The organism is Ketobacter sp. MCCC 1A13808, assembly GCF_009746715.1.
Classification (GTDB): Bacteria; Pseudomonadota; Gammaproteobacteria; order Pseudomonadales; family Ketobacteraceae; genus Ketobacter.
In genome coordinates this window covers 34,848-59,545 of the sequence record NZ_VRKW01000008.1, presented here as the reverse complement: position 1 = coordinate 59,545, position 24,698 = coordinate 34,848, and the positions used below count along the sequence as shown (strand labels likewise).

Annotated in this window: 19 protein-coding genes; 10 read left to right on the top strand and 9 right to left on the bottom strand. The window is 51.3% G+C overall.

Going from position 1 to position 24,698, the window contains the following annotated elements; all coding sequences use genetic code 11:
• The first annotated feature begins 6 nt into the window (after nt 1–6).
• Nucleotides 7–2,154 carry a TonB-dependent receptor gene (locus FT643_RS15025; RefSeq protein WP_156872237.1) on the top strand — a complete coding sequence of 716 codons (2,148 nt, stop codon included), beginning with the start codon at nt 7–9 and terminating at the stop codon, nt 2,152–2,154.
• A 57-nt stretch (nt 2,155–2,211) separates the two neighbouring features.
• Here the strand turns inward: FT643_RS15025 and FT643_RS15020 are convergent, their stop codons facing one another.
• Together FT643_RS15020 and FT643_RS15015 are read right to left on the bottom strand one after the other, a co-directional pair.
• On the bottom strand, nt 2,212–3,522 hold the full coding sequence (locus FT643_RS15020) for a DUF427 domain-containing protein (protein ID WP_156872236.1): 1,311 nt from the start codon (nt 3,520–3,522) through the stop codon (nt 2,212–2,214).
• A gap of 56 nt (nt 3,523–3,578) precedes the next feature.
• Nucleotides 3,579–4,286, bottom strand: a complete 708-nt coding sequence (locus tag FT643_RS15015) for a TetR/AcrR family transcriptional regulator (RefSeq protein WP_156872235.1) — start codon at nt 4,284–4,286, stop codon at nt 3,579–3,581.
• Between the two features lie 304 nt (nt 4,287–4,590).
• On the opposite strand from FT643_RS15015, the gene FT643_RS15010 reads away from it, so the two are divergent.
• The 4 genes from FT643_RS15010 (at nt 4,591) to FT643_RS14995 (ending at nt 8,760) form a co-directional block, all read left to right on the top strand.
• The gene (locus FT643_RS15010) at nt 4,591–5,718 is read left to right on the top strand and encodes an acyl-CoA dehydrogenase family protein (RefSeq protein WP_156872234.1); all 1,128 of its coding nucleotides are present in this window, start codon (nt 4,591–4,593) and stop codon (nt 5,716–5,718) included.
• A gap of 71 nt (nt 5,719–5,789) precedes the next feature.
• A complete protein-coding gene (locus tag FT643_RS15005) occupies nt 5,790–6,980 on the top strand; it encodes an acetyl-CoA C-acyltransferase (protein ID WP_156872233.1) in 1,191 nt (396 codons plus the stop codon).
• A gap of 13 nt (nt 6,981–6,993) precedes the next feature.
• Nucleotides 6,994–7,758, top strand: coding sequence for a 3-hydroxyacyl-CoA dehydrogenase (locus tag FT643_RS15000; RefSeq protein WP_156872232.1), 765 nt, complete (start codon nt 6,994–6,996; stop codon nt 7,756–7,758).
• Between the two features lie 27 nt (nt 7,759–7,785).
• Nucleotides 7,786–8,760 carry an NAD(P)H-dependent flavin oxidoreductase gene (locus FT643_RS14995; RefSeq protein WP_156872231.1) on the top strand — a complete coding sequence of 325 codons (975 nt, stop codon included), beginning with the start codon at nt 7,786–7,788 and terminating at the stop codon, nt 8,758–8,760.
• A 92-nt stretch (nt 8,761–8,852) separates the two neighbouring features.
• Here FT643_RS14995 and FT643_RS14990 read toward each other — a convergent pair whose 3' ends face one another.
• The 4 genes from FT643_RS14990 to FT643_RS14975 all read right to left on the bottom strand — a co-directional run bounded on the left by FT643_RS14990 (nt 8,853) and on the right by FT643_RS14975 (nt 13,539).
• Nucleotides 8,853–9,845 (bottom strand): NAD-dependent epimerase/dehydratase family protein, encoded by a 993-nt coding sequence (locus tag FT643_RS14990; protein WP_156872230.1) that lies wholly within the window; start codon nt 9,843–9,845, stop codon nt 8,853–8,855.
• Entirely contained in the window at nt 9,842–10,801 is a 960-nt protein-coding gene (locus tag FT643_RS14985) for an alpha/beta hydrolase (RefSeq protein WP_156872229.1), read from the bottom strand. The genes FT643_RS14990 and FT643_RS14985 overlap by 4 nt, the downstream gene beginning before the upstream one ends.
• Complete coding sequence (locus tag FT643_RS14980) at nt 10,802–12,754, bottom strand: acetoacetate--CoA ligase (RefSeq protein WP_156872228.1); 1,953 nt, start codon at nt 12,752–12,754, stop codon at nt 10,802–10,804. It abuts the gene before it with no gap.
• 77 nt (nt 12,755–12,831) lie between these two features.
• Complete coding sequence (locus tag FT643_RS14975; RefSeq protein WP_198043579.1) at nt 12,832–13,539, bottom strand: GntR family transcriptional regulator; 708 nt, start codon at nt 13,537–13,539, stop codon at nt 12,832–12,834.
• 281 nt (nt 13,540–13,820) lie between these two features.
• Here FT643_RS14975 and FT643_RS14970 point away from each other — a divergent pair, with 281 nt between their 5' ends.
• From FT643_RS14970 to FT643_RS14955, 4 genes are all read left to right on the top strand, one after another.
• A complete protein-coding gene (locus tag FT643_RS14970; protein ID WP_198043578.1) occupies nt 13,821–15,194 on the top strand; it encodes an aromatic ring-hydroxylating oxygenase subunit alpha in 1,374 nt (457 codons plus the stop codon).
• 37 nt (nt 15,195–15,231) lie between these two features.
• Nucleotides 15,232–16,461, top strand: a complete 1,230-nt coding sequence (locus tag FT643_RS14965) for a CaiB/BaiF CoA transferase family protein (protein WP_156872225.1) — start codon at nt 15,232–15,234, stop codon at nt 16,459–16,461.
• Nucleotides 16,462–16,542: 81 nt separating this feature from the next.
• Nucleotides 16,543–17,709 carry an acyl-CoA dehydrogenase family protein gene (locus FT643_RS14960; RefSeq protein WP_198043577.1) on the top strand — a complete coding sequence of 389 codons (1,167 nt, stop codon included), beginning with the start codon at nt 16,543–16,545 and terminating at the stop codon, nt 17,707–17,709.
• A 32-nt stretch (nt 17,710–17,741) separates the two neighbouring features.
• Nucleotides 17,742–18,509, top strand: coding sequence for an enoyl-CoA hydratase/isomerase family protein (locus FT643_RS14955; protein ID WP_156872223.1), 768 nt, complete (start codon nt 17,742–17,744; stop codon nt 18,507–18,509).
• A gap of 124 nt (nt 18,510–18,633) precedes the next feature.
• On the opposite strand, the gene FT643_RS14950 is transcribed toward FT643_RS14955, so the two are convergent.
• From FT643_RS14950 to FT643_RS14940, 3 genes are read right to left on the bottom strand one after another with little or no spacing between them, the layout of a single operon-like run.
• Nucleotides 18,634–20,361, bottom strand: coding sequence for a thiamine pyrophosphate-binding protein (locus tag FT643_RS14950; protein ID WP_156872222.1), 1,728 nt, complete (start codon nt 20,359–20,361; stop codon nt 18,634–18,636).
• Nucleotides 20,362–20,393: 32 nt separating this feature from the next.
• Nucleotides 20,394–22,130 (bottom strand): thiamine pyrophosphate-binding protein, encoded by a 1,737-nt coding sequence (locus FT643_RS14945; protein WP_156872221.1) that lies wholly within the window; start codon nt 22,128–22,130, stop codon nt 20,394–20,396.
• A gap of 31 nt (nt 22,131–22,161) precedes the next feature.
• Nucleotides 22,162–23,073 carry an SDR family NAD(P)-dependent oxidoreductase gene (locus FT643_RS14940; RefSeq protein WP_156872220.1) on the bottom strand — a complete coding sequence of 304 codons (912 nt, stop codon included), beginning with the start codon at nt 23,071–23,073 and terminating at the stop codon, nt 22,162–22,164.
• A gap of 368 nt (nt 23,074–23,441) precedes the next feature.
• Here FT643_RS14940 and FT643_RS14935 point away from each other — a divergent pair, with 368 nt between their 5' ends.
• Nucleotides 23,442–24,692, top strand: a complete 1,251-nt coding sequence (locus FT643_RS14935) for a CoA transferase (protein ID WP_198043576.1) — start codon at nt 23,442–23,444, stop codon at nt 24,690–24,692.
• Nucleotides 24,693–24,698: the final 6 nt, after the last annotated feature.

The window sequence follows — 24,698 nt, the reverse complement described above, 5'->3', positions numbered from 1 at the left end:
AAAATAATGAACATATTTCCTTCAGTATTACGCTACCAAAAATCGGGTTTTAGCGGTTTAGGGATTATCTCGGCAGCACTGCCGTTGGCTTTGGTTGCCGGCACCTCCCCACAATCCTACGCAACAGAATCGACTCCCGCCGATAGGTCTCAGCTTGAATCAGTTACCGTCACGGCCAATCGTATTGAGCAGCCAGTATCCACATTAAGCAACAGCTTCAGCGTGATAACGACGCAGGCGATCGAGCAAGTTTCTGCTGCGCATATTAGCGAACTGACGAGTCGTATGGCTGGTGTTTGGATTACCCGTGGTAATGGTCAGGAACACCTCACCGCCATTCGTTCGCCGGTGCTGACCGGTGCAGGTAGCTGCGGTGCATTTAATATCGCTGAAGACGGCGTTCCGGTGCGCCCCACCGGATTTTGCAATGTGAATGAGTTGTTTGATCTGAATACCGAGCAAGCGCAGCAAATTGAAGTGCTGCGCGGTCCCGGAACTTCTCTGCACAGTTCAGACGCGGTGCACGGTGTCATTAATGTCATTAGTCCTGCTCCGGCAGCAGAATCCGAAGCCTTGTTGACAGCCGAAGCCGGTCCCAATGAATTCGGGCGTATAAAGGCAAGCGCGAGTGAGCAATACGGACGCTATGGTTTTCGGGTTAATGTAAATGGATCTACTGACGGTGGATACCAGCAAGACTCCGGGTACGATCAGCAAAAGTTAACGGCCCGCCTGGATTACGCCGGTGATCAATGGTCCAGCTACACCCTGTTCAGCGCCAACAATCTGAATCAGGAAACCGCTGGCTATGTAGTCGGTACAGACGCCTATAAAGATAAAACGCTTCGACGTCAGAACCCCAACCCAGAAGCCTACAGGGACAGTCAGGCATTGCGTTGGCAAACCCGATTCGAACGCGAGCTCGCGAAAGAGGCGGAACTGATAATCACACCGTACGCGCGGTATTCCGATATGGCGTTTCTGATGCATTTCTTACCCGGTCAACCGGTGGAGCATAATGGGCAGAATAGTATCGGGATTCAGACCACCTATCGCACACCAATCAGTTCCCGGCTGGTCCTGTCTCAGGGTGTCGACCTGGAGTTTACTGACGCCTTCCTAACGCAGACCCAGGATGAGGATTTCTCCTGGTCTATACCCGCCGGTAAGCAATACGACTACGATGTGAAAGCTCGGGTTATCGCTACGTTCATGACCATGGACTACCAATGGACTGAGCGTCTCAGTGCAACATTTGGCGGCCGTTTTGAAAATCTGGAATACGATTACGACAATCGCATGATCAGCGGTGATACCGACGCAGACGGCAATACTTGTGTCAACGTGTCAAGCGGAGCAACCGGATGTCGCTACACACGCCCTGAAGATCGCACCGACCAATTTAATAATTTATCAACCAATGCAGGCTTGGTGTACCACTTTAGTGATACGTTCATCCCTCGTGCGCATTTCAGTCACGGCTTCCGTGCCCCGCAAGCAACAGAGCTATACCGATTGCAGGCAGGCCAATTAATCGCGGATCTGGATGCGGAAGAGATCAACAGCGCAGAGCTGGGATTAAAAGGCCGTGCTGGCGGATTCAACTATGATCTGGCCAGTTTCTATATGACGAAGGATAACGTAATCTTTCAATCTTCAGACCGCCTAAACCTGGATAACGGAGAAACCCGGCACTACGGACTGGAATTTCAGTTGTTTTGGAAAATAGCGGAACAATGGGACATCAATGTGAGCGGTACCTTTGCACGTCACGAATATACCGATGACGTGACTGCACCCGGCTCCAGTGCGTTACTGAAAACCGATGGCAATGATATCGTTTCCGCTCCTCATCACATGGGATCAATGCAATTGGGTTGGCGGCCGACCCAAGACACCCGTGTCGAGTTGGAATGGGTATCCATGGGCGACTATTACACCGACCTCGAAAACCTTCACAGTTACGATGGTCACAACTTATTGCATCTGAGATTACGCCAACAAATCAATAACGATGTCAGCTTTGGGTTGCGGTTGACCAATCTGACGAATCAATATTATGCGGAACGGGCTGATTACAGTAGTTTTGGGGGAGACCGATATTTTATTGGGCTACCCAGGTCAGTGTACGGTGATATTCAGATACGATTTTGAAGGAGCGATAGTGTCATCGCTCCGGTTTTGCCAATGGCTCGCAATTTGCCCGCTCAACTACATTGCGTTGTGTCCTGATTTATTGCCCTGCGGGTTAAAATCCCGAATCATGGTGTGCACGGCATAAGTTGCCAGCAAGCGCCCGTCGGAGGAAAATATTTTACCCTGCCCCTGAGCTTGGCCGCGACCGGAATACACGGCATCGTTTACATACAACATCCACTGTGTGACATCGACATCATCATGAAATGAAATATCGGTTTTTAAGGGACCGGTTGATAATGAGACATGCGCCAGCGCCTGACTGAGACCGGGGTGCGGACGTAAAGCCGCTGCGATAGTCCAGTGCGTTGTGGCTTGAGTCATTAACGCCGTATGTTGATAGGCGTGTTGCGGCGCATCCCGGAATCGAATCCAGGCGTACAGCTCCGGTGGTCCTATATGATCCAGGTCATTAGTATATGCACCATCCACAATGCGGATCTCACGACCCGTCACCTTCATATCCATAGGCTTTGATTCCTCAGGCCCCGGAACTTCCGGCATGCTGATGACGTTTCTGATCCGGTCCGCAGGGGAAGAATCCATCAACACCAAGCCAACCGAACGAAGTTGTTCGTTTTGTACGGTCTTGACTTCAAGCGTGGAAAAGTTGCGGCCACCCCGCAATACCTCAACTTGCACATCAAGCGTTTCATCGAAGCTGGCAGCTTTACTGAATATCATTGATGCGGAGGTAACGCGCTGACTGGGGACGGTCTTTGAAGCCGCAACAATGGCCTGACTAAGCTGATGCCCCCCTTCAATTACACTGCGCCGGCGCCGTTCCTTCAATTCTTCAATAAAGGTGCCGATCGGAGGGTCCGGGTACGGCGTACTCACAAAGTGGTGTTCGGTGACCGGCGTCACGTCAAGCAGGTGCAGCAAATCGGCAGCATCCCCCCAGACAGGGAAGGATGTGACAACGGCATGGTCTGCATCTCCACTCCAATTCTGGACTAATTCCACTTTAAGCTTGTCTGTGTCGAAAGAGACATAACCGCGTAGACCTTCCACCTCAGTGAGTGGCTGCCGATAGGTCCAAACTACATTTTGGGCAGCTTCGTCCTTTGACTGGAGTGACCAGTAACTGGCTTCACCCTTAAAAGGACAGAAAGTCTGATGGGTGCTTGGCTCGAAATAATCCCAATTTACATCAGCCTCCGGAAAATATAGTCGGGTATCGTGCTCAGATTCCTTCACCAGTAGGCAGCTGTCGCTGTGCGCGATGATGTTCCCCTGATACTCAATTCGGCCGGTGGAATGACACGGCAGCAGGTCAACCCGGTAGCCGGGATAGCGATCCCATGCAGAACGCTCGTCGCTCATAAAAAACTCCAAGTCCTGAACAATAAAAACAAATTATCTGGTCAATAATAGGGATTTTACGCAAGGTTTTTTGTCGGCTTAACGCTGGCAAGTTCGGGAACCCCACGAGCCTGAATCGCCAGGAACCCGTGCAACGTAAGGCGCAGAACTTCGTTTCCGAAACGTTCCGCCATTTGTTTGCGCCCTTTCTTGGTTTTAGCGTGGGAATCTACCCACACCGGCCATAAGAAAAAGCCTGACAGCATTAACACCGCCAAGGCTTCTATGTCGATGTCAGGTTCACTAACATCACTGTTCGCTAGCCTCTCGATCGCTTCCAGGAAACGCTTATAGAATACATCCTCCTGGGGATCTTTCTTAGATAAAACATCAAACAACCAGATGCGGCTAATATCCGGGTTATCCACTGTATAAAGCGCCATTCGCATGGTAAATCCGGCCATACGCTTAATAACATCGGGAAGGTGCTGCAGATCCGGTTGCAGGGAGTCATCAATTTTGCCGACGTCCTCGTCGGATTCCTCGAATACCGCTTCCAGCAGCTGGTGACTAACTCGGTCCATAGTGGCCTGAATCAGATCCTCTTTAGCAAGAAAATGCTGGTAGGCCGTGCCCCGGTTAACGCCCGCCAGGTTAGCAACGCGTGACACGCTCAGGGCTTCTGCACCATCCTGTGCCAAAATCGACTGAGCTGCATCAAGGATAACAGTGCGAGTTCCTTCCGGGTCTCTTTTACGGCGTTCACGGGGCTTTGCTTCGGACATTTTGGGGGTCTCATTTCAAGAAAGTTGTAGAAATAAAATTTGTCTACAAGTGTAACATGCTGTCGATCGCGGCTGTTATCCAGTTGATTTAAAAGACAATGAACTTGCCTATGCTCGCCCGGCATCCGAGGATAGGTGCAAAGACAAATAGACTGTAGACCTATTCGCGGGCATAATAAACAACAATGTTGTTCTGTATGATAGCAGTAATATTAATATTTGTACCAACATGTTGGCATTTGTCCTCTACATGCAGATTTTACGCCCGAAAGAACTTAGATTCATAAATTGAGAATAAGCCCTTATGGTCCTGACAGAAACTCAACAGGCGATCGCGGATGCGGTACGCAACTTTGCACAAAATCAACTTCGCCCCCAATCGGTTAATTTCGAAGCCAATGGCGGCTATCCGCCCGAGTTGTTCGAGGAGCTTGCCGGATTAGGTTTGATGGGAATGACCGCACCGGAAGAGTTCGGCGGTGCCGGCGCAGATTATGTCTCCTACGCTCTCGCGCTGATGGAAATCGGGGCGGCTGACGGTGCGCTTTCTACCATTCTTTCTATACAGAACAGCTTGATTGTGTCCGCCCTGCTCCGGAACGGGAACGATGAACAACGATCGCGTTTTTTGCCCGATCTGATTAGCGGGCGCATGGTCGGTGCTTTTGCCCTCACGGAAACCGATGCCGGGTCCGATGCATCGGCAATCCGTACCAAGGCCACAAAACGTGGCGACGACTATATTCTGAATGGCAGTAAGCAATTTATTACTTCCGGAAAGATTGCCGGTTTAACTATTGTTTTTGCTGTCACCGATCCCTCGGCAGGCAAAAAAGGGATTACCGGATTCCTGGTTCCCACCGACAAAGAAGGTTATATCGTCGATAAAGTGGAACACAAATTGGGTCAGGGTGCGTCTGACACCTGTGCATTGCGATTTGAGAACCTGGTGTTGGAGCCCGAGCTGCGTTTAGGCGAGGAAGGCCAAGGCTACAGTATGGCGCTCTCCAATCTGGAATTCGGGCGTATCGGAATCGCGGCGCAATCAATCGGAATGGCTCAAGCCGCATTGGAAATTGCGGTCGCTTACGCCAAAGACCGCCAGTCTATGGGGAAAGCCATTATTGAACATCAGGCCGTTGGCTTCCGCTTGGCGGATATGGCTGCTCGACTGGAAGCAGCACGCCAATTGGTTTTGCATGCGGCCAGCATCAAGGATACCGGTACCCCCTGTTTGAAAGAGGCCTCGATGGCAAAATTGGTGGCATCGGAAACGGCTGAAGCGGTTTGTTCAACTGCGATCCAGACCCTGGGTGGCTACGGTTATCTGGAAGAGTTTGGCTTGGCAAAAATCTATCGCGATGTGCGAGTTTGCCAAATCTATGAAGGTACTTCGGATATTCAACGTATGGTGATCGCCCGCTCCCTCTGAAGCCGGAAACGCACACACCAAATTGTTACACGAATTCACTCAATAATAAGAGTTAGCTAGGAGTCCAATATATGTCATCAGATCCTGTGGTAATAGCGTCTTACGCTCGTACACCGATGGGCGGATTGCTGGGCAGTTTTGCCTCGGTAAAATCCACCGATTTGGGTGCAACTGCTGTTAGGGCCGCCGTCGAGCGCGCGGGCATAAGCGGCGATGTTGTCGATCGTATTTATATGGGGTGTGTTCTGCCCGCGGGTCTGGGTCAGGCTCCGGCCCGTCAGGCCGCTTTGCGTGCTGATCTCCCACGTTCGGTCCAGGCCACCACGGTAAACAAGATGTGCGGCTCGGGTATGCAGGCAGCCATAATGGCAACAGAAACACTGTTGGCAGGCACCGCTGACGTTATCGTCGCCGGTGGCATGGAATCCATGTCCAATGCACCCTACTTGATGCATAAACACCGCGCCGGAAGCCGGGTCGGTCACGATACAGTGAAAGATTCCATGTTTCTCGACGGCCTCGAAGATGCCTATGAGGAAGGCACGTTGATGGGTGTATTCGCCGAGAATAACGCAGGTAAGTTCGGCTTCACCCGATCAGATCAGGATGCCTACGCAACTGAAGGCCTGGCCCGGGCTCAGCGTGCCATCGCCGAGGGATTGTTTAAAGATGAGATCGTTCCGGTTGAGGTGACCACCCGGGCTGGAACACAACTGATCGCTGAAGACGAGCAGCCCGGTAAAGCTAAACCCGAGAAGATTCCGTCGCTGAAACCGGCGTTCGCAAAAGACGGCACTGTAACTGCGGCCAACTCATCTTCCATTTCGGATGGTGCCGCGGCACTGGTGCTTACTCGCGCCAGCGTTGCTAAACGGCTGGGCATGAACGTGTGCGCAAAAATCGTCGCAACCGGATGCCACGCCCACGAACCCGGTGATTTCCCCAGCGCGCCGGTACCTGCAATGAAGAAGGTCATGGACCAGGCAGGTTGGTCCGTCGACGATGTGGATTTATTCGAAGTGAACGAAGCATTCGCTGTCGTGGCCATGATCGCAATGAAAGAGTTAAACATCCCCCACGATAAAATCAATGTAAATGGCGGGGCGTGCGCCTTGGGGCACCCTATCGGCGCTTCCGGAGCGCGGATTGTTGCCACGCTATTGGCCGCTTTAAAAAACCGTGGACTGAAACGCGGTGTGGCCGGTATCTGTCTTGGTGGTGGCGAAGCCACAGCCATGGCAGTTGAACTTATTAACGATTGAACGAGGCTTAGGAATGAAGGACATAACAGGATTAGCGGCCATCGTCACCGGTGGTGCATCCGGACTCGGCGCGGCAACTGCTGAAATGCTGGCAGAAGCCGGTGTGAAAGTAACACTGTTTGATATGAACGAAGAAGCGGGTCAGGCCCATGCTGAGAAAATTGGCGGAACCTTTTTAAAAGTCGATGTAACCGACGAAGACAATGTGCAGTCTGCCATTGCCACTGCAGAATCGCAGAACGGAGTCGCGCGGATACTGGTGAATTGCGCTGGCATCGCAACCGGTGCCAAGACCGTAGGCAGGGAAAGCAAGCCTCATCCCCTAGGTCAATTTCGAAAAACCATCGAAATTAATTTGATCGGCACCTTCACGGTGATAACGCACTTTGCTGCACGGTTATCGACAGCGGAGCCCATCGGTGAGGAACGCGGAGTGATAGTGAATACTGCCAGTGTGGCAGCATTCGAAGGCCAGATGGGACAAGCAGCCTATTCTGCATCTAAAGGCGGTATAGTAGGATTGACCTTGCCGGTTGCTCGAGATCTCGCACAACACGGCATTCGGGTTATGGCTATCGCTCCCGGCATATTTTATACACCCATGATGGCGGGTATGCCGCAAAACGTGCAGGATGCGTTGGGCCAACAGGTACCCTTCCCCAGCCGTTTGGGACAGCCTTCAGAATATGCCTTGATGGTGCACAGCATTATTTCCAACCCGATGCTGAACGGCGAAGTCATCCGTCTGGATGGCGCTATTCGTATGCCGCCGCGCTAATAAAAATTCAACCGGGAAGTGTAAGTTATGAAATTAAAGACACGTATTACTGAATTACTGGGAATCGAATACCCCATCGTGCAAGGTGGCATGATGTGGGTAGGCCGGGCTGAACTGGCCGCCGCCGTGTCCAATGCCGGCGGGCTTGGCATACTTACGGCACTCACCCAACCCTCCCCCGATGAGCTGCGCAGGGAAATTGATCGTTGCCGTACCCTGACGGACAAACCCTTTGGCGTAAACCTTACCATTTTGCCTTCGGTGACACCGCCACCCTATGCAGAATACCGCAAAGCCATTATTGACAGTGGTATCAAATTCGTTGAAACCGCAGGCCATAACCCGCGTGAACATGTAGAGGATTTTAAGGCCAACGGTATTAAGGTTATTCACAAATGCACGGCCGTTCGTCACGCGCTATCCGCAGAGCGCATGGGAGTCGATGCTATCTCTATTGATGGTTTTGAATGTGCAGGACATCCCGGCGAAGATGATATTCCGGGTTTGATCCTGATTCCGGCGGCGGCCAACAAAGTTAAAATTCCCATGCTGGCGTCCGGCGGATTCGGAGATGGCCGAGGTCTGGTTGCCGCATTAGCGCTAGGTGCTGATGGTATCAACATGGGTACTCGATTTTGTGCAACGGTCGAAGCGCCCATTCATGATCGTGTTAAGCAATTACTGGTGGATCATGATGAGCGTGACACGAACCTGATCTTCCGGTCACTGCGAAATACCGGTCGGGTCAGTAAAAACAGCGTATCCGATCAGGTAGTGGAAATCCTGAAAGATCCGGAAGCCAAATTCGAAAACATTCATCACCTGGTAAAAGGCGCTGATGGTAGAACGGCACTGGAAACGGGAGATTTGGATGCAGGCTTGATTTGGGCGGGACAGGTACAGGGCCTGATTAATGACATACCGACTGTGGCGGTTTTGATGGAGCGGATTATCAGCGAAGCCCGAGAAATCATTCAGAGCCGACTGGCGAACACACTGTAAAAATCCCGTTATTGTTCTGCCGCGCAGGGTTCTAACCATGTTGCGGCAGAACAAAGCTATATTAACCCTGGCGATTACCAGGGTTGACGGTATTATCTATTCTCTTCTTCGGTATACCAGGCCACTGCATCACTGATTGTTTCCCGCACCGGCCTGGGCTGCCAATGCAATTCTCTCCGCGCTTTTCCGTTGTCCATTTCCTGGAAGACATTTGAGAGAAAGACGGCGTCGGTGCTCAGCAGAAAATCTTTTTGTCGCAAGAGTTTCAGTACTCGCTCCCCTATCCAGGCAATCCCGAAAGCCACTGATTGCGGGATCATCCGCACCGGTTTGTGCCCACCCTGCTTGGCCGCCATGTTATAAAAATCGCGATTACTGATAAATTCATTGGCAATAATATAACGCTCTCCAATCCGTCCATACTGCTCAGCCAATAGAGCGGCATCTGCAACATCGCGAATATCGACAGTGGGTGCACCCGCATCCAATGCAACACGTACTTTTCCACGGGCGACATCCCACAACATTTTACCATGAGGTGTGGGTTGGTAATCTTGCGGCCCGTAGGTATTAGCCACGCACAAAGCGACTCCCGGCAAACCTTTCTCTTTGCAGTATTGTAGAAAGACCTGCTCCGCTTTCAAACGCGCAAGGATGTAAGCCGAGGCCTGATCATGCCAATTGAATTCGATGTCCTCGGTCACGGGGCCATCCGGATTAATGCCCAGGGTACCCATGGTACTGGTAAAAATAAAATGCTCGATACCGCAGGATAACGCCGCGTCCATCGCATTTACCAAGCCATCAACGTTATTGCGGTAAATAGGTGCGGGATCCGTTAGCCAAAAACGGGGATCAACGACGCTGTAAAACACGCTGCTACATCCTTTCATGGCTGCTTGCAAAGACGTCGCGTCAAGCACATCACCGTAAACAATCTGAACCGGTAAGTTTTCCAGGGCCCGTTGATCGCTGGATTTGCGCAGCAGAACTCTGACGTTTCGCCCTTTTGCCACAAGAGCCCGCGCCGTGTGACTGCCCACAAAGCCGCTAGCACCTGCCACTAACACCGGTTTGTCAATCATGCGGATAATTCCCTTTCTTTTGAGGGTTGAGTTAACTGCAGTGCTTTTCGCAAAAACTGATCGTGGGAGTCATAAAATTCGCGGGTAATCGGTACATCGGGCGCAACGGTTTCGAAACCATGGGGCGCCCCGGGCACGATTTTCAGATCGCAGGCTACCCCGGCTTTGGTAAGGCTGCCAGCATAATCGCAATCTTCCTGGTAGAAAAGATCGATGTCGCCTACTCCAATCCAGGCGGGAGGCAACCCGCTTAAATTTTCTCTTCGGGCCGGTGATGCGTAGGGAGGCACCGTAGGTGATCCGGGCGCCAGTCCTAAATAATCCGACCAGCCGCGTCGGTTACTTTTGCTGTTCCACCCCAGGTGTTGGACTTTATCAAGTTCTTTAAGAGAGGCAGTCCGGTCATCCAGCATCGGACAAAATAAGGCCTGCCCTGCTGGCTGTATACCGCTTTGATCAGCGATTCGTTGTACGAGTCCAGCAGCCAGACCGCCACCTGCGCTTTGTCCGGATACCACGATCCGGTGCGGAGAAACACCCAGTTGTGTGCATTGCTCAAGAAACCATTGCCAGGCTTCGTAGCAGTCGTCCAATGCACAGGGGAATGGAAATTCGGATGCCAGTCGGTAATCCACCGAAACCACTACAAGTTTCAATTCTCTTGCATAACGTGCACATTCTTTATCATTAAAGCCGGCGGCACCAAAAATATATCCACCACCGTGTATCCACAAAAGGCCGGCACCGGAACACTCCCCTTCGGGCCGGTATACTCGTATATTGGAGTTACTCAGCCTGTGTCTGGAAAGAAGGACGCCGTATTTTGATTTCGCCCTGGGCTGGAGGAAGCGCGAGCAAAATTTCGCTAACCCAAGTACAGCCGTATTATGGAATGGCAGTGTAGGTATTCGCTTATAGGTCTTACGCAGCTGTGGATGGACCCGTTTTAGGTTCATTTAGACCTCTAAATCTGCCAAATTCTGATAAAAGCGCAATGATTCAGGGTTTGCCAGGGATTCTACATTTTTGACCGGCCTTCCATGAACTACATCTCGGACAGCAAGCTCTGTAATTTTTCCTGAGTGGGTTCGGGGAATATCCGGTACGGCGATGATTTTTGCAGGCACGTGGCGTGGCGTCGCATTTTGTCGGATTTCGTTTTTAATACGTTTGACCAACTCCTCTGATAGCTCAAACCCTTCCTTTAATTTAACAAATAAAACCACACGGACATCGTTGTCCCAATTCTGGCCTATCACGACAGAATCGAATATCTCGTTGATGTTTTCCATTTGCCTGTAGATCTCAGCGGTTCCTATCCGTACACCGCCTGGATTCAGAGTAGCATCCGAACGGCCATAAAATATCATGCCGCCTTCGGGGGTTAACTCAACCCAATCGCTATGACACCAGGTATTTTCAAACTTGGCAAAATACTCGTTAAAATACCGCTGCCTGTCTGGGTCGTTAAGGAATCCAAGTGGCATGGCTGGATGGGGGGACAGGCAAACCAATTCGCCAGGTTCGCCGATAAGAGAATTGCCATCACTATCAAATACCCGGCAATCCATTCCCAGATGTCGCTTCTGACACTGTCCCGCGTATACCGGGCCAATCGGATTACCACCGACGAAACAACCTATGACGTCAGTGCCGCCGGATATGGAGGAAAGACACACCTCCTCTTTCCAGGCGTCATAGATATAACGAAACCCGTCGGCGGACAAAGGGGAACCGGTTGAAAAAACGGTTCGTAAGGCGGAAAAATCCCGGCTTTCATTCGGTTTGATGTGTTGTTTGGCACAGGAGTCGATATATTTGGCTGAAGTCCCGAAATGGGTTACTTGCTCGGCGGCCACAATATCAGGCAGGCAATAGGCATCCGGGAAAAAAGGAGATCCTTCGTACAAAACCAGCGTAGCTCCGGAGGCCAGTGCACTCACTTGCCAGTTCCACATAGCCCATCCGCAGGTGGTGAAATAAAGCAATCGATCCTGTGGCTTGATATCACATTGCAATTGATGCTCTTTAAGGTGATGCAGGAGCGTTCCACCCACGGAGTGCACAAAGCATTTTGGTAAGCCCGTTGTTCCCGAAGAAAAAAGTATAAACAACGGATCACGAAAATTGACAGCAGTAAACTCTAATGGCTGTGCCTTGTAGGCCGAGCACAAATCGGCTAATAGTATGCCCTTGGTTCCCAAGCTGTCGATTGCAGGGTTTTCACTGTTAAAGGGAATAACCACCGTCTTTCTGACGCTGGACAATACCTCGCTCAATTCTGCCATTGCCGGTAACGAATTAAACTGCTTGCCGTTATAAGTGTATCCGTCCGTAGTAAACAAGATCTTGGGCTCTATCTGTCCAAATCGATCTTTGAGTCCGTTAATTCCAAAATCCGGCGAACAGGACGACCAGACTGCGCCCAGGGAAGTGGTTGCCAGCATCGCTACCACGGTTTCTGCGATATTCGGCAGATAGCCAGCAACACGATCACCTGGCTCTACTCCCAGTTCTTTCAGTGCCTGTTGTAAAAGGGAAACCTGAGCACACAATTGCTGGCGGGTTATCTCCCGACGCGTTCCACTTTCATGACGAAAGATAATTACCGGATCACTTTGCACTCCCTGCAATAAATTTTCAGCGTAGTTCAGTTCCGAATCCGGAAAAAACTGGCAGTTAAACAAATCGTTCTTATTGCGCAGCACATCCCCGGCGCAGTTTCCGGTCACATCACAAAAGGACCATAAAGCACGCCAGAAGGCTTCCGGTTCGTCAACGGACCATTGCCACAGTTCATCGTAATCGTTGAACGTTGTTTGCTGTTGCGACCCCACGCTGTTCATGAAGCGGGTAAGCAAAGTGTTCTCAATTCGTTGTGCTGATGGAGCCCAGAGTTGCTGCGTCATAATATCGGCTTCTTTGATTTTTGTTAGTAATGATGTTAATCGCTGTGTGTTCCGCAATCGGTAATCTATCTACCACCTCAGGACCTGAATCGTTGCAAGGTCATGGAGTGACGATAGCGGGAGGCAGGATGCGTATTGACCGTGACCTGAAGAATGCGACCGTCGGGAATTTTGTAGCTACGCCGGATCTCAAGGGCAGCGGAGTTTTCTTTTACGTTTAGCTCGGCAGACAATGCTTTGGAAATCAGAGTGGCGGCAATTTGCTGGTGAACTTCGCAAACACTTTGGCCGAACATATCTTCGATAAGAGGAAATATGGGGCCCTGATGACGCAACAATATCCTGCCGACAGCCGCGAACGCCCTATTGATGTAATACTCGGATTGACCAACCGGAACCCCTTCGTTTTCAGTGCGACGGAAACCCAGCACCTGCAACCACTCCTCCCCTTCCGGCAATCCGGTTTTGTCTGCCAGTTTGTGATCGAGTGTAATCATCTTGATGGAGTCAATGGCATACCGGGTATCAGTACCGAACGCCAGCAGATCGTTGATGGACATCACTTTATGAATGTCAGTGTCTCTGGAGCGAGAGGGTTCAACGATGGTGCCCGCTCCGCGTCGCGACGACACCAAGCCCTCTTCTCGCAATACCCTGAGTGCTTCACGCACCGTATAGCGGCTAACGGAAAATCGCTTGCACAACTCATCCTCTGTCGGGATTAATGCTCCGACGGGATATACGCCATTGACAATTTCCTCTTTCAATTCAAGCGCTGCCTGCATGTAAAGGGGCCGCGAGGAATTTGCAGATTTAAGGGGTTTCGTCTCGGATGAAGAAATTTTTTTAACCATAATTAACTTTTCAGTCCATTTGTCAGCATGTTATATTTGTCCGTACATATAAGTCAATTGTTAAATAATCTAGTAAAAACTAGCCTTGATATTGGGTTTCTGTCATTATTTATGTCCGGACATATTAAAATTCACAGAAACCATCAGTATCCGCTTTCCGAATACGCGCAGGATTGGCGTCCAGCGCTACCAATAGTGGGTTGGAGATGACGATGACGAATAAAATAACAAACATCAAGGAAGTCCTTTCTGAGCCGGTCACCATACCGGTAGAAGCCTATGTTTCAGAATCTTACGCCCGCGATGAGCGCGACAAGCTCTGGCGTAAGGTCTGGCTGCAGGCAGGAAGGGTTGAAGAAGTCCCGGAACCCGGCAACTTTATCACCTACGAAGTGTTGGACGATTCTGTCATCATCGTCATGACCGATGAAGGCATTCGCGCCTATCATAATGCGTGTCCCCATCGAGGCCGCCGCTTAATAGACGTTCCTCCTGGCGCCCGCAACGCAAAAGGCCAGCGCAGTCAGTTTTTCTGTGGCTATCACGGTTGGCGTTTCAATACCAGGGGCGAAAACACCCACATACCTCACCAGGATGACTGGCAAGGCGTGCTCGACAAGCAATGCACCAGCCTTACGCCAGTGAAAGTGGACACATGGGGTGGCTGGATCTGGATTAATCTCGATTCTGACTGTGAGCCGCTTCAGGACTACCTGGACCCGGTCACCAGCATGCTGGACCCGTTTGAACTGCAAAACATGCGCTTTCGCTGGCGTAAATGGGGTGTTTTCGATTGCAACTGGAAAGTGGCAATGGAAGCGTTTAATGAAACTTACCATGTGCAGACCACACACCCCGAGTTCAATAAATACGGTGCCTTTCGTGGCTGGGCAAAAACCCACGGTAAGCACAGCAACATTGGTTATGAGCGTCCTAAAGATATGGATGAGAACCAATCAGCCAAGCTAAGGGTCAGTGAAAACGACGATCCCCGTGTTTCCACGGCCGAAATGCAGACCTATACCTGGGAAAAAGCCAATACCAATACGACCCAGACACTAGTCGATGCGGCTAACCGTCTGGCTGAAGAACTTCCAGAAGGCACGCCTGCCGACCAAGTGCTTAAACATTGGATTGAATCTGCACGAAAAGATGATGAAGCACGGGGTGTAATCTGGCCTACAGTGGATCCGGCCCACGTCGCTAAAAGCGGCACCGCCTGGCAGATATTCCCCAATTTTCAGATCGGGCACTCCGTTAATAACGCACTGTGTTACAGCGCTCGCCCCCATGGTTACGACCCTGATAAATGCATTTTTGAAGCTGCAGTTTACGAGTTATTTCCACCAGGTGAAGAGCCGCAAACTGAATGGGAGTTCTCGCCGCCGACAGAAGAAGCCTGGTGTTATGTTTTGTCCCAGGATTTTTCCAATATGGCTGCGGTGCAGCAAGGTATGAAGTCGATGGGATTCAGCGGCACCAAACCCAACCCCTATATGGAACGCAGTACTGCAAATTTACATCGTAACCTTGCGCAGTACATGGGGACAGGCAGCCCGAAACCCCTTGGCGATAATAAAAAATAATTCAGCATTCTATTAACTCGGCCAATAAGTAACGACTATGCACGATAATAAATTTGATACGCAGACTGAAACCAATAATGAAAATAATGGCAAACGACATACTGGCCCGCTAGCCGGAATTCGAGTCGTTGACATAACAGCCATGGTGATGGGTCCCTATTGTACCCAGCTGTTGGCTGATATGGGTGCAGAGGTAATTAAAATCGAGCCTCCCGGTGGTGATGGTACCCGGTTTATTTCTCCGGGCCCGGTGCCGGCAATGGGTGGCGTGTTTGTTAACGTTAATCGTGGCAAACGCAGTATCGTGCTGGACTTGAAATCTAAGTCGGATGTTAATGTACTGCGTGAACTGGTTAAAACCGCAGATGTTTTCATCCATTCAATGCGTGCAAAAGCCATTAATAAACTCGGGTTCAGCTATGAAGAAGTGGCCGCGCTGAATCCTTCAATTATTTATACAAATTGCTATGGTTATGGACGTCGTGGTTCTGATGCAGACTTGCCTGCTTATGACGATACGATTCAAGCAGAATGCGGCCTGCCCGTCGTGCAGCAAATGTTAACCGGCGAAGTCAGCTATGTGGGCACCATTATGGCGGATAAGATTGCCGGCATGACCGCCCTTTACGCTACCACCATGGCGTTGTTCCATCGCGAGCGTACTGGCGAGGGTCAGGAAGTTGAAATCGGAATGTTTGAAGCCATGGCATCCTTTATGCTCGTCGAGCACGCTAATGGAATGCTATTCACACCACCGATCGGACCGGCAAACTATCACAGAGCGGTCGCCCCTAACCGACGACCCTACAAAACAAAAGACAGCTACATTTCAGCACTGGTGTATAACGACAAGCAATGGTCACTGTTTATGGATGCGGTCAAACCGCATTGGGCCAGTGAGGATTTTGCGACGCTTGCGCAGCGGGCAAAGCAAATCAATACCATCTATGGTCTGCTGGGTGAAACATTTGAAGAACGTACAACGGAAGAGTGGCTTACCTTATTGCGTAAACTGGGTATTCCGGCTGCCCCGTTACGCACGCCAGATGAGTTGTTCGATAACCGACACTTGCAAGAAGTAGGCTTCTTTCAAACAGTTGAATCCTCCTACGGTGACTTGAGGTTTCCTGGCGTACCAACCGGGTTTTCGAAGACTCCGGGCAAAGTCGCCGGCCCTGCCCCGCTGGTGGGGGAAGATACGCAGGCGATATTGGAAGAGCTCGGTCTGGCAGGCGAAGCCGTCGCCACGCCGGCCAATGGTGCTTAGCACCGGTTCAACTCGAATTGAAACGAGGTTCTGAATCCGACTTCAGACCCATGGAAAACTAAGTTAACAGAGGTGAAATCTGTGGATTTTTCTTTAACAGATGACCAGCAAAATATTCGCGATACCGTGCTAAAACACTGTTCCCGGTTTAATGATGATTATTGGCTTGGCAAAGACCAGGACGGTCTGTTTCCCCATGATTTTCACCAATCCATGGCGCAGTCTGGCTGGTTAGGCATAGCAATGCCCGAGTCGCTAGGTGGCGCGGGTCTGGGTATCACCGAGGCCGCTTTGATGATGCAGGCGGTCGCCGAATCCGGTGGCGGCATGACAGCAGCGTCCAGTATTCATGGCCCGGTTTTTACCATGAAACCGGTTGAGCTGTTTGGTACTGAAGATCAAAAGCAACGTATGATTCCACCGGTTATCGACGGCAGCGATCTTATATGCTTTGCGGTCACAGAACCCAATACAGGGCTTGATACGACCAAACTGAAAACACGCGCGGAGAAGCGGGACGGGGGTTATTTGATAAACGGTGAGAAAATATGGATCTCCGTCGCCAAAGTAGCCAAAAAAATGATGTTGCTGGCACGCACTACGCCGCTGGACGAGGTAAAACGTAAAACAGACGGGTTGTCGCTTTTTTTCACGGATATGGACCCGTCGAAAATGGAGATCCGCACCATTCATAAGATGGGGCGACATGCTGTCGATTCCAATATGGTGTTTATCAACGATCTCTGGATTCCCGAGGAAGACCGTATCGGCAAGGAAGGCGACGGTTTTAAAATCATATTGCATGGTCTTAATCCCGAGCGTGTGTTGCTGGGAGCAGAAGCTATTGGTTTGGGTCGTGTGGCCATCCAGAAGGCCGCCCGTTATGCTAACGAGCGTATCGTGTTTGATCGCCCGATCGGAATGAACCAAGGTATTCAGCATCCACTGGCGAAATGCTGGGCGCAACTTGAAGCGGCTAATCTAATGGTCCTGAAAGCGGCAACGCTTTTTGATAAGGGATTGGACTGCGGATTGGAAGCCAACGCGGGAAAATACCTGGCCGCGGAGGCGGGATTTGAAGCGTGCCACACCGCCATGTCGACTCTGGGTGGAATGGGGTATGCGCAGGAATACCACGTAGAACGCTATTTAAGAGAAGTCTTGATCCCCCGTACTGCACCCGTAAGTCCGCATATGATATTGAATTTTCTTGCGGAAAAAGCCCTGGGATTGCCTAAATCCTATTAGACCGACCCGAATAAGCGAGACAGGAAACTGTAATGAACGACGCCGTATTATTTGAAGCCCGCGATGATGGAATCGCCATTATCACCTTAAATCAACCAGCAACGCACAACGCGTTGAGCCTCGAAATCCGTAAGGGTCTGTTCGCAGCCTGGGACCGGTTTGAGCATGACCCTGCTCTTCGGATCGCAATCTTGACCGGTGCCGGTGAAAAAGCCTTTTGTGCTGGCGGTGATTTGAAAGAAATGGTGGAACGCGGATTGAAAGTACCGCCCCGCGATATGTTCCCTGTGCCCTACGACTCGGTTGAACTCTCTAAACCGACCATAGCCGCAGTAAACGGCGTAGCCTTCGCTGGTGGTTGGATGATTGCCCAGGCTTGTGATCTTTGTGTCGCCAGCAACCGCGCTAAGTTCGCTGTGACTGAGGTAAAAGTCGGGAGAAGCTCGCCCTGGGCGGCTCCACTGATCAATATGATCCCGCAGCGCATCATGATGGAAATATTACTGACTGGAAAACCGATCACCGCCCAACGCGCCTACGAAATCGGCTTGGTAAATCGTTTAACCGAACCGGAATCCCTGCTGGAAACAGCACTTGAGCTGGCGGCTGAAATTCTGGATGGTGCTCCCCTTTCAGTGAAAGCCGCGCGTGAGACAGTTATGCTGGCAACGGAGATGGGTCGTTCTGCAGGACTGGCAGCGGCGAGGGGCGCCTCGGAATATTGCTATAATAGTGAAGATGCACAAGAAGGACCACGGGCTTTTGCACAGAAACGTAAGCCGGAATGGAAAGGTCGTTAAAATTTTATAGCGTCTCGGTTAATTCACTATTCGAACTATCTATTTTATCTTCCCTTATCTTACCCAATAAAACGCCAGCATATTATATTAGCTGGCGTTTTATTGGGTAAAGGCGTTGTATTACCTACTGCTGCCCTTCTGCATACCAAGTTCGGAAGCGGTCATAATTTGGCGTATCTTTATTCTCATTGCCTCCGTGGTTGATCACCGGATCGATAGGCACATGAATAACCGTAGGCTTACCACTGGCGAAGGCAGCCGTTACTGCGGCACTCAGATCTTCGCCTTTTTCAACATACATCCCTTCACAGCCAAGGCCTTCAGCGATTTTGTCGAAACGCACGTTCTTATTCCAATGTACACCCGGCTCCGTTGTATTGCCGTGGCCGAAAGTCCGCTTGTAGACACCCACTTCCAGTCCCCAGGAATTGTCCACTCCCACCACGATGACCATAGGCAATTCAAGACGCGCTACCGTTTCCAGCTCCCCGATATGGAACAGGAATGCAGAGTCACTGGTCGTAAACAAAACAGGGCGGTTTCGCCCTTCTGCTACAGAAGCCCCGATTGCATAGGGCAAGCCCGTGCCTAGGTGACCAAAGTTCTGGTTCCAGATAACATCGTGAGGTTTGCACTGAAGATAAGTCCAGGTAAAGATTACGGTACAACCACCGTCTCGAACGTGAATACCGTCTTTAGGAAAGGCTTTGGTCGCCTCAACCACCCATTGACCCGTATGGACACGGCCGCTTTCGGTAGAAAAATCCTGCTCAGCAAGTTTAGCCAGTCTTTCCTGATCTTCTTTAATCCAGCGCTGAAGATCAGGGGCTTCCGCGCGCGGACTGTCTTTCAGGCCCGCGGAAAGCTGCGGCACTACAGTACGCAAGTCTCCAACCAACGGCACATCAATCGGACGGTTTACGCCGATGGCTTGGGGATCAAGCTCAACATAGATCCATTTACGATCCACTTTTCCTTCGGCCCAGAGATAACCCTTACCATAGTGAGAGGGTTCACCGATTTCAGTACCGATGGCCACCACCAGATCGGACTTCGCCACAATCTCATCAGCCACTTCTGCGAACAGGTAGGGGAATGTGCGCTCTTCGATGCCTTCGATAAAGGCCGTGCCACCCGAAGTCTGCAGCACCGGACAGCCCATCAGCTCGGCCAACTCTTTTACCTGAGGCCCACCCCTGGAACACTGTACTGCATGGCCCACCAGCAACACCGGGTTATCGGCTGCTTTAATTAGCTCAACTGCTTTTGCAACCATTTCACCGTCTGCACCGGGCTTCACCAAACGGTAGTCTTCCGGAGGCAACGCAGGCGGCACATCCAGATCTTGCAAAATGACATGAGACGGATATTCAATATATACAGGACCTGGCGTGCCGGACTGACATACCCGCAGGGCATGACGAATGATTTCATCGGTTTGATCGGCGTATTCAATACTGGCGCTGTACTTGACTGAATTTTCGAACAGGGCTTCCTGTTTCACAAACTGAATACGACCACGACGAACCCGCTGTTCGGTGACCCGCGCACGTTGACCACCGATATAGATAACCGGTGAGTTTTCAACTTTTGCACACATCATGGCACCGGCGGTATTTGCAATCCCCGGGCCCAGAGTCGCAATGCACAAAGCCGGTGTTCCCGTCATGCGCGCATAGCCTTCAGCCATGAAACCGGCGGCGAGTTCGTGATGGGGCGTGACCACATTCCAGCCCCGCTTTTCGGCCGCAACGAACATATGCACGAAGTTAGGATCAGGAATACCGAAGAGAGTCTTAATACCCTCCGCTTCGAAAAGTTCCAGTATGCGTTCGTAAACTTTTACGCCCATGATCGAATGTTCCTCTTGTTTAGTTGTTTTAATTAGTAAGCATCTTCAGCGTCGGCGCCGTAGCCTGCTTTAAAGTCTGTATACCAGGATTTAAATTCTTCGTAGTTAGGTGCGTCCATCGCATTGGCGTCAGGGTCAATCGGCACCTGAATGACAGATGTCTTTCCGCTTGCAATAGCTCGTTCTACTGCCGCTGCGATATCCTCTTCACGTTCAACGAATTCGCCGTGTGCGCCAAACCCTTTCGCTATCTGATCGAAGCGAACCCAGTCGCCCCAATGGGCTTCTGTTTCCGGTGAATCCGGCCCAACTTGTTTCCGCCAGCAGCCCACTTCCAGACCCCAGGAATAATCGCAGCCCACCACACAGATGATTGGTAACTTTTTACGTACCGCGGTTTCCAACTCAGCGATGTGGAACATGAACGACGAATCGCCGGTGACCAGCACTACCGGACGTTCGCCGCCGGCGGCAATGGCGGCACCGATGGCATAAGGTAAACCGGTTCCCAAGTGGCCGGTATTTTGATTCCAAACCAAGTCGCGAGGCTGGTATTGCGAATAGGTCCAACCAAAAATAGTAACTGATCCGCCGTCGGCCGCGTAAATGGCATTCTGCGGAATCGATTTCGTAGCCTCGACAATGAACCGAGCCGGATGCACCAGCTCGCCGCCTTTGGGAACCGACTCCAGCAACTCGGCTTTCCATTCTTTTTGCTGCTTTTTCCAGGTTTCAAACTCCGCTGATGGTTTTCGGGGTTTGTCCTTTAACGCCTCCAACAATTGCGGCACGATATCGCGTATGTCCCCTGCCAAGGGTACATCGATAGGCCGGTTCACATTCAATGCCATGGCATCCCGCTCGATCTGTATCCATTTGCGGTTTGCGTCGTTGTTTTCCCAGTGGCGTCCAATTCCCATATGGACTGGCTCTCCCAGTTCGGTACCGATTGCGATACACAGGTCCGAAGCGTCTGCTGCTGCGCGCCCCGCCGGCGAAAAGCCATAAGCGAATGTACGATCTTCCATGCCTTCAATCACCATCGCGCAACCTGACGTTTGCAGGATCGGGCACGCCATCAGTTGCGCCAGCTCACCTACCACCTGGTGCGAACGGGAGGTAAACATACCCTGCCCCACCAACAATACCGGGTTGCGGGCAGCGGTGATCAATTCGATAGCGCGGGAAATCATTGACTCACTGGCGGCTTGCTCCACCAAGCGGTATTTTTCCGGTGCCATAACCGGCGGCCAGTTATAGGTTTCGTGGATAACGCTCAAGGGCAGTTCTATGTAAGCCGGCCCCGGTTTCCCGGAGGTAACCTGGCGAATGGCTTCACGTACAATTTCATCACACTGATCGGGCTCTTCCACGATACCGACGTACTTCATCATCGGCTTAAAGTTTGAGACCTGATCAATGTATTGTATACGGCCTCTGCGGGCGCGCTGATATGCGACCCGTGAGCGCTGGCCGCCAAAAAAGATAGTGGGCGAGTTTTCTTTTGCCGCTACGATCATGGCCGCTGCAAGATTGGATACTCCGGGGCCCTGTGTGCCGAAACAGACGCCGGGTTTACCGCTCATACGCGACCAGGCATCCGCCATGAAACCACCGGCTTGTTCGTGGTGGGGAGATACGACATTCCATCCCCGTTGCTCGGCGGTCATAGCCATGTGGATGAAGCCCGGATCCGGAATGCCAAACAACGAGTTGATTCCTTCTGCTTCCAGCAGGTCGAGAATGCGTTCGTACACTTTTACAGTCATGCTATTGAAGCCTCATATATAATTGTTTTGACTAACCCTTGGAAGCCATAGTAAAGCTGTAACGCAGATGATCAACATGGCCACTTGGAACCGGAGAAAATATCAAGGGTTCTTCGGTATTACGAATGGCGTCAATCTGTTCTGCCACTTGCTCAATGGTCCAGGACGGTTGATAAACGCCGGCATTTTCTGCTACGTATGCCCGGGCAATGCGGCCGGCAATCGACGTCATCATTTCGCCGGTGATGGTGCAGTTTTCGTGTGCCATCCAGGCCACTGCGGGTGCAACCAGTTCCGGGTCCATTGGCGGGTATTGGCTGGTATCCAAACCGTCCGCCATACGGGTAACGGCAGCGGGAAGAATAATATTGCATTTAACGCCGTGTTCTTCGCCTTCGATCGCGGCCACATTCGACAAACCGATGAGCCCCGCTTTGGCGGTACAATAGTTAACGACATCACGGTTACCGTACAGGCCGCCGATTGAACCGGTTAATACGATACGGCCATACCCGGCATCGCACATATGGGGGAAAGCTGAGCGCACAACGTGGAAGCCTCCGCGCAGATGCACATCTAACACACTGTCAAAATCTTCATAGGACATTTCACGTAGAGGGGCGCGGCGAACGATACCGGCGTTATGGATTAGAATATCTATGCGACCATAGTGATCCATTGCTGTCCGGATAAGTGATTCTCCGCCTTCGGGTGTGGCGATGGAATCGGTATTAGCAACCGCTATGCCCCCAGCAGCTTTAATTTCATCTACCACTTGTTGGGCCGGTCCGTTATCAACACCATCGCCTGACATGCTGACACCGGGATCATTCACTACCACCTTCGCTCCGCGTGAGGCGAGAAGTTTGGCGTAGGCCGCACCCAATCCCCTGCCTGCTCCGGTAATTACCGCTACGCGATCATCGTATCTCAAGTCTGCCATTGGATTTCCCCTATTTATCTTTGTTATTTGTTCAACCGACACGTGAGGCTGGTATCGTTAGGTAAATACCCGCAGCTTTAAACATAACGAATCGTTGCCGCAATGTATACTATAACTGCTCAACAACCGAAAAATATGTCCGGATATATATTTTCTTTAGAACCCTACTTTATTTGAAGTATATCCGCTTTACTCGGCATTTTGAAACCTTAAAACATAATATGTCCGGACAAATAAATGATAACCGCGCGTATCACAATCTGCCCTCCCCAGAGGCCGGAGTTGAAACCACTTGCAGGCGTATTAGGGATACTTTAGCTTGTGCATGGCATACACATTCAACCCAGCGGGCAGGCCCACCCTTTTCCATGGTTCAGGATATTACTCGCCGGAAACAATCTGCAGATACCCTGCCCCTTGTTGCCAGCGCCAATCGTGCATTAACTCAATTCATCCAGCTAACGGACATTAAAGACTGTCGTATTTCTGGCTCCGACTTACTCTATGAACGCAGGCTGTTACATTCACTCGCTACGCAGTCACCTCACCTTGCGCTTAGTAGCTGCCGCTTGCTGTCTTGTGCGGACCGAGTGCTGGCGGTCAATTTACCCAGAGATCTGGACTGGGAGCTGCTGCCCGCCTGGCTTGGGCCGTGGCGAGATCACGTATCCATTAAGAGCGGTGACTGGTCAACACTGGCTGATTACTGCCGCCAGCTGAACGCTGCCGACTTATTAGCGCAGGCGCATTTGCTTGGGATGGCTGTAGCGACCGCGGACCAACTGCCACCGCCCCCCTCAGAACCGGTCCATCGTCAGCCCTTCCACGATATTTCCGGTCCTGCCACCAGACGAAAAGCAGGCCCGCCGGTGGTCTTGGATCTGTCTTCGCTTTGGGCTGGCCCCCTTTGCGGGTATCTCCTGCAGCAGGCTGGCTGTCGTGTGATTAAGGTGGAAGGCTTGAATCGGCTTGACGGTGCCCGCCGCGGATTAGCCGATTTCTATCATTTGCTGAATCAGGGCAAGGAGTCTGTGGTTCTGGATTTTAAGACGGAAGCCGGCATCAAGCGGCTGAAACAGCTGATCGCAATCGCCGATATCGTGATTGAAGCCTCCAGGCCAAGAGCGCTACGCAATATGGGGATTTTTGCTGAACAGTTGGCACAAACACAACCAGGACTGGTTTGGTTGAGCATTACCGGGTATGGCAGAAATGGAGGGCAGGAGGATCGGATCGGGTTTGGTGACGATGCCGCTGCAGCGGCAGGGCTCAGCCAGGTAATGTTCGAAGCAACGGGAGATTACCAGATCGTAGGCGATGCTATTGCGGACCCCTTAACCGGTATCCAGGGGGCTTTAGCTGGTTGGCGCAGCCATCTGGCGGGAGGCAATGCCATGTTGTCCGTTTCTCTATTTGATACGGTTTCCTACTGTCTCCACCAGGAACTCCATTCGAATCGTGAAGCTGTGCTGCAAAGTTGTCGGCAATGGTCCCGGAACAGCAATAACCTGAGTCAATATTTTGCCGCTGGTCCCCGGCTGCCAACCTCGTATTGCGCATCGCCGGGTCAGCATAATGAAGCGATATTCAGCGCTTTGGATCATGGTTCATTAACTTAAAACTGA

Coding starts and splice junctions, on each gene's coding strand:
- FT643_RS15025 (WP_156872237.1), top strand. CDS start 7: ATGAACATATTTCCTTCAGTATTACGCTACCAAAAATCGGGTTTTAGC.
- FT643_RS15020 (WP_156872236.1), bottom strand. CDS start 3,522: ATGAGCGACGAGCGTTCTGCATGGGATCGCTATCCCGGCTACCGGGTT.
- FT643_RS15015 (WP_156872235.1), bottom strand. CDS start 4,286: ATGTCCGAAGCAAAGCCCCGTGAACGCCGTAAAAGAGACCCGGAAGGA.
- FT643_RS15010 (WP_156872234.1), top strand. CDS start 4,591: ATGGTCCTGACAGAAACTCAACAGGCGATCGCGGATGCGGTACGCAAC.
- FT643_RS15005 (WP_156872233.1), top strand. CDS start 5,790: ATGTCATCAGATCCTGTGGTAATAGCGTCTTACGCTCGTACACCGATG.
- FT643_RS15000 (WP_156872232.1), top strand. CDS start 6,994: ATGAAGGACATAACAGGATTAGCGGCCATCGTCACCGGTGGTGCATCC.
- FT643_RS14995 (WP_156872231.1), top strand. CDS start 7,786: ATGAAATTAAAGACACGTATTACTGAATTACTGGGAATCGAATACCCC.
- FT643_RS14990 (WP_156872230.1), bottom strand. CDS start 9,845: ATGATTGACAAACCGGTGTTAGTGGCAGGTGCTAGCGGCTTTGTGGGC.
- FT643_RS14985 (WP_156872229.1), bottom strand. CDS start 10,801: ATGAACCTAAAACGGGTCCATCCACAGCTGCGTAAGACCTATAAGCGA.
- FT643_RS14980 (WP_156872228.1), bottom strand. CDS start 12,754: ATGACGCAGCAACTCTGGGCTCCATCAGCACAACGAATTGAGAACACT.
- FT643_RS14975 (WP_198043579.1), bottom strand. CDS start 13,539: ATGCAGGCAGCGCTTGAATTGAAAGAGGAAATTGTCAATGGCGTATAT.
- FT643_RS14970 (WP_198043578.1), top strand. CDS start 13,821: ATGACGAATAAAATAACAAACATCAAGGAAGTCCTTTCTGAGCCGGTC.
- FT643_RS14965 (WP_156872225.1), top strand. CDS start 15,232: ATGCACGATAATAAATTTGATACGCAGACTGAAACCAATAATGAAAAT.
- FT643_RS14955 (WP_156872223.1), top strand. CDS start 17,742: ATGAACGACGCCGTATTATTTGAAGCCCGCGATGATGGAATCGCCATT.
- FT643_RS14950 (WP_156872222.1), bottom strand. CDS start 20,361: ATGGGCGTAAAAGTTTACGAACGCATACTGGAACTTTTCGAAGCGGAG.
- FT643_RS14945 (WP_156872221.1), bottom strand. CDS start 22,130: ATGACTGTAAAAGTGTACGAACGCATTCTCGACCTGCTGGAAGCAGAA.
- FT643_RS14940 (WP_156872220.1), bottom strand. CDS start 23,073: ATGGCAGACTTGAGATACGATGATCGCGTAGCGGTAATTACCGGAGCA.
- FT643_RS14935 (WP_198043576.1), top strand. CDS start 23,442: ATGGTTCAGGATATTACTCGCCGGAAACAATCTGCAGATACCCTGCCC.